Genomic DNA, 4,805 nt, shown 5'->3' with positions numbered 1-4,805 from the left:
TCGTTTACTTTGTTTTGATTTTGATAGGCATCTTTTGGATGCTTCATCAAAACGCGTTTAATTGGGCTTACCATATTCTGGCAACCGAAATTTTTATTCAATAGTTTCTCCGCACCAATCTACAATCAGGTTTGCAATTATTTTAACGGTCAATAGTACTTCTTCAATTTTCACATATTCATTAGCCGCATGAGCAAGACGAACATCACCAGGGCCAAAAAGAACGGCGGGAATATGGGCATGATTTGTGAAGAGTCGCAAGTCAGAACCATAGGTGACACCTTCTAGAGTTGGCGGCTCTCCAGTTGAATGAAGAAAAGAGTCTGAAAGGACTTGAATGATTGGATCTTTGATATCGGTTTGGCCAGATTCAAATTGACCTTCAAACCATTCTACTATTGGTGGATTTTCATTCAGCCATTCATCCGTTTTAGAGAATTGGTGGATATAATTTTCGAATGTTTCTCGAGCCTCTTGTGCAGATTCACCGGGAAAGACGCCAAATCGTCCTTCAGCAATAACAGATTCCGAGACAGTAGAATGCCATTCTCCACCTTTAATTGTGCCGATGTTTATGGGCGCCACCTTATCTTTCGATTCATAATATTTAATATTGAATGATTGGTGGCGTTCTTTTTCAAATTTTAAAATCGATTGATGAATTAAATTGAATTTTTCAATGGCACTAACACCATCCCATCGCATGGCTGCGTGGGTCGCTCTGCCCGGAATCGTTAAACGAAAGGTAAGAGCGCCGGATTGAATAGGACAAACTTTCAATGATGTGGGTTCCAGAATCACAGCCGCATCAGCCGTGTATCCTTTTATAATATTAGTCAAGGTACCACAACCACCGGATTCTTCACCAACAACTGATTGCACCATCACATTCCCATTGGGTTTAAAACCAATATTTTGAAGAATCTGGATTGCGAAAATTCCTGCAGCCAATCCTGATTTCATATCGCAGGAGCCACGGCCATAGATTCGATTATTTTTCACAGAACCAGACCAAGGCGATTCATCCCAAAGTTCTTCCGAGCCCGTAGGTACCACATCCACATGGCCGTTTAAAATGAGTGAGCGGCCACCACCATTAAGATTCCATTCGCCCACAATATTTACTCGAGAATCTGGAGAAAAACCATCATCGCAAAATGCAGGATGATTCTTTAATTCATCAAAATGAACTGGAAATTTCTCTACATCTAAATGAAGTGATTTTAGCTTTTCGCTAACTAGTTCCTGAACTGCCCCTTCATTGTTTGCTAAACTGGGAGACTGAACCAAAGTTTGGAGAAATGAAACAATCTCATCCTGAGCAGCATCTACAACCGAGTCGATTCGGTGTTTTATATTAGTCATTCTTTTTCCAGTAATAATATAGTGGAAGTCCCGCCAATATAAGAATGGTGCCGATGGCCGCATCTCGTGGCGCTTCCATGATAGTATTCACGGTAAGAATGATTGCGAATAAAACAAAGACAATTGGAATCCATGGATAGAATGGTGTTTTGTATGGGCGTTCCATATCCGGCATTTTCTTACGGAGAATAATTACAGCGCCGGCAGACATGCCGTAGAAAATCCATGAAGCAAAAATGATATATGTGATGAGTTGGTTAAAGGTGCCGCTAAACGTGAGGATAATGGCCCAGATACATTGTATGATTAATGCATTGGATGGCGTTTTAAATTTTGGGTGAATTTGACCGGTCGATTTAAAAAAGCGATTATCCTTTGCCATGGCATAAATAATTCTGGCACTTGTTAAGACATTTACATTGTTGCCCCCAAAAAGAGAAATCACAATGATTAGTGTAACGATTGTGGCACCATTGCCTCCGAGAAAAACGGATGCTGCATCAGAAACGACTGAGCCCGAAACGATCATTTGATCAAATCCAAGGACATAAACCAAAACAGCGTTGATTGCCAGATATACGGATACCACAATAACCATACAGAAAATAAGGGAAAGAGGGATGTTTCGTTGCGGTTCTTTCACTTCCCCTGCCACATAGGTAACAAATATCCATCCATCAAAAGTCCAAAGAACGGCGACCATTGCCAATCCTAATGGACCAATCAAAGAAAAAGCAGACTTATCAGAAAATAGAGGTGAAAAATTTTGGGCGGATCCCCCATCCAATGTAAAGCCCAATACGATAATGCCAATGATTGCGCTTACTTTTCCGATCGTTAATGTGTTTTGAAATCTTGCGCTAGACTTCACATCAATTATATTCATAATTGTGAGAAGAACGATAGTTATAATGGCAATGCCTTTTACTTCTAGATTAGTTAAAGGGAAAAAGAATCGAAGGTATTCTGCTCCCGCAACACCCACCGCTGCCATAGATGCTGTATTAATCACAGCCGCGGCCGTCCAGCCATAGAGGTACCCCCAAACTGGGCCATACGCTTTACTTAAATAGACATATTGACCGCCAGCTTTGGGCATGGCGGCCGCCAGTTCTGCCACCGACAAGGCTCCGAATAGGCTCACTATTCCACCCAAAATCCAGACCATAAAGAAAAGAGAAGAGGAAGCTGTATAAAGGGCCACCGTCGCCGGCACCATAAAAATACCGGAACCGATAATGCCACCGGCATTAATCATGGTGGCATCCATGAGAGACAGGACGCGGTTGAGTTTTGGCTGATCAGGCATAGTTTATTTTTTTCCCCAGAAATCTTCTAGATTTACGCCGAGACCGTCAGCCACACGGTTTACATAAGCAAAATAGGCAACGATTTGGTTGATATCTAAAATGGCTCTATCTTTAAATCCGGCCTCACGGAGTCGATCTATATCACTGGCTATCATATCCCCAGGACGTTCAGTAAGTTTTGCTGCATAATCCAACATGGCTTTTTGAGCCTGTGAAATATCCGCCAGGTTATAGTCGGACTTTAGTTGATTCACCAGTGTTTCATTTTTTGTGAGTTTGAGGAGACCTTCCCCATGATGGGCAATTCAGTAATGGCACTGGTTGATGGTGGAAACTACCACGGCGATCATTTCACGATCTGTTCTGCGAAGGGGTGATTTGCCGTACATTACTGTTTTGTAAAGTTGCACATGGGCTGCCAACGATTCGGGGTTTAGGCTGTGAATTTTGAGGATATTATCCACACCACCCCAAGGTTCTATCAATTCTGCATATTGATCTTTTAGGGAGCCATCTGCGTTTTCTTCATTAATTGTTTTGATCCAAGCCATAATTATTTTCTCATTCTCTGCATCAAATATAATTAAAATTTTGGTAAATAATAACGCCGGTTTAACCTTTCAATTTGTAACCTTCGTATCTATAGGATATAGTCAGAATGCTGTGTACGGAGAACTTCTGGGACCCGGATTACTTGGGTCCATGAACTATGAACGAATGATTAGTGAAAAGTTGTCTGTGAGAGTTGGATATGGTGGCCTTACAGTAGAGGGTGCTGACGAACTTAGTTTGGTTGAAGAGTATAAGGTAACAGCCATTCCAATTGGGGTTAATTACTTTATGGGTGGCAACCATAATCTCGTGATTGGGGGAGGCATAGATTTGATAAAGGTTGAAGCAGATGTTGAGTTGTTAGGCCTGAATCTATCTGAGGGTCTTACCGCATTTTATACTTCATTCGGATATCGATACCAAAAAGATACGGGTGGTTTAGTTTTCGGACTAAACGGCTATTACATAATGTTTGGTGATGCTGGTGGAGTACCAACGGTTGGTATAGATATAGGCTGGGCATTTTAAGCCAAGTTTATAATAGCGAATAAAATAAAAAGCCCTCCACAATTTGTGGGGGGCTTTTTATTTTCATAAGATGAAAAAGATTGTTGTATTAACTGGAGCCGGGATGAGCGCTGAAAGCGGACTCAAAACATTCCGTGATAGCGATGGGTTATGGGAGAACCATAATGTATATGATGTGGCTACGCCAGAAGCTTGGGTCCGGGATCCAGAACTAGTCCTCAATTTTTACAATGATCGAAGAAAACAAGTTCTTGAGTGTAAACCAAATAAAGCGCATTTAGCATTGGCAATACTTGAGCAAAAATACAGTGTAAATATTATTACCCAAAATATTGACAATCTCCATGAAAGAGCCGGCTCAACCCATGTAATGCATTTGCATGGCGAAGTGAATAAGGCTAGAAGTTCTGTTGATCCAAACTTGGTTTATGATTTGGACCATTGGAAAATGAAAATGGGAGATACTTGCGAAAAGGGATCACAGTTGCGACCTTTTATTGTGTGGTTTGGAGAACCCGTCCCCATGATTGATAAAGCGGTCCCCATTGTAGAAATGACGAATATTGTAATTGTCATCGGGACCTCTCTGGCGGTATATCCTGCGGCTGGGTTGGTGAACTATGCACCGTCGTTCGCGGAAAAATACTATATTGACCCAAAAGGGCTGGAAGGTGCAAATATCCATGATTTTAATATAATTCAAGAGAAGGCAGGGGAAGGTGTTCCCCAATTAGTCACGCGATTAATGGAAGAATGAGAATCAGCTAATAATTTATTTATTGCGTTAAATATGATAAATTCTATTCAGGTTTTAAATGGATTTAAAGAAAATAATATTACTTTCAGTTATTTTTTGGGCTGTATTTTTACAGGCCCAATTGGTTTCAGAATTACCTTCTCAAACGAATCACCAAATTAAATATAATCCCGATCCGAAGGCCCATTACTTTGCAATTGGTCTTCAAGGCGCCATTATACTGGGCGGTGTTTATTTCTGGAATTATTCTGATCGATGGACTGGAGAATTTGCAATCGAAAATGAAGGCATGT

7 protein-coding genes are annotated in these 4,805 nt (G+C 41.0%); 3 read left to right on the top strand and 4 right to left on the bottom strand.

What is annotated here, in order from left to right; genetic code table 11:
- Positions 1-93: 93 nt before the first annotated feature.
- Genes HN459_03425 through HN459_03410 form a run of 4 tightly spaced genes read right to left on the bottom strand, consistent with a single transcriptional unit; the run spans position 94 to position 3,226 of the window.
- A complete protein-coding gene (locus HN459_03425) occupies positions 94-1,365 on the bottom strand; it encodes an ArgE/DapE family deacylase (protein ID MBT3478493.1) in 1,272 nt (423 codons plus the stop codon).
- A complete protein-coding gene (locus HN459_03420) occupies positions 1,358-2,674 on the bottom strand; it encodes an amino acid permease (protein MBT3478492.1) in 1,317 nt (438 codons plus the stop codon). Before HN459_03420 ends, HN459_03425 begins: the two co-directional genes overlap by 8 nt.
- A gap of 3 nt (positions 2,675-2,677) precedes the next feature.
- Positions 2,678-2,980 carry a peroxidase-related enzyme gene (locus HN459_03415; protein ID MBT3478491.1) on the bottom strand — a complete coding sequence of 101 codons (303 nt, stop codon included), beginning with the start codon at positions 2,978-2,980 and terminating at the stop codon, positions 2,678-2,680.
- Entirely contained in the window at positions 2,981-3,226 is a 246-nt protein-coding gene (locus HN459_03410; GenBank protein ID MBT3478490.1) for a peroxidase, read from the bottom strand.
- A gap of 40 nt (positions 3,227-3,266) precedes the next feature.
- On the opposite strand from HN459_03410, the gene HN459_03405 reads away from it, so the two are divergent.
- The 3 genes from HN459_03405 to HN459_03395 form a co-directional block, all read left to right on the top strand.
- Positions 3,267-3,755 carry a hypothetical protein gene (locus HN459_03405; GenBank protein MBT3478489.1) on the top strand — a complete coding sequence of 163 codons (489 nt, stop codon included), beginning with the start codon at positions 3,267-3,269 and terminating at the stop codon, positions 3,753-3,755.
- Between the two features lie 70 nt (positions 3,756-3,825).
- Complete coding sequence (locus HN459_03400) at positions 3,826-4,512, top strand: NAD-dependent deacylase (protein MBT3478488.1); 687 nt, start codon at positions 3,826-3,828, stop codon at positions 4,510-4,512.
- Between the two features lie 58 nt (positions 4,513-4,570).
- On the top strand, positions 4,571-4,805 hold a 235-nt coding region (locus HN459_03395), incomplete at its 3' end, for a hypothetical protein (GenBank protein MBT3478487.1).

Source organism: Candidatus Neomarinimicrobiota bacterium (assembly GCA_018647265.1).
GTDB lineage: Bacteria > Fidelibacterota > Marinisomatia > Marinisomatales > TCS55 > TCS55.
The sequence above is the reverse complement of the archived record's forward strand: the minus strand, read 5'-3'. Positions and strand labels throughout refer to the sequence as shown.

Excerpts from the sequence above, each read along its gene's own strand:
- HN459_03425 (MBT3478493.1), bottom strand. The coding sequence starts at position 1,365 with ATGACTAATATAAAACACCGAATCGACTCGGTTGTAGATGCTGCTCAG.
- HN459_03420 (MBT3478492.1), bottom strand. The coding sequence starts at position 2,674 with ATGCCTGATCAGCCAAAACTCAACCGCGTCCTGTCTCTCATGGATGCC.
- HN459_03410 (MBT3478490.1), bottom strand. The coding sequence starts at position 3,226 with ATGGCTTGGATCAAAACAATTAATGAAGAAAACGCAGATGGCTCCCTA.
- HN459_03400 (MBT3478488.1), top strand. The coding sequence starts at position 3,826 with ATGAAAAAGATTGTTGTATTAACTGGAGCCGGGATGAGCGCTGAAAGC.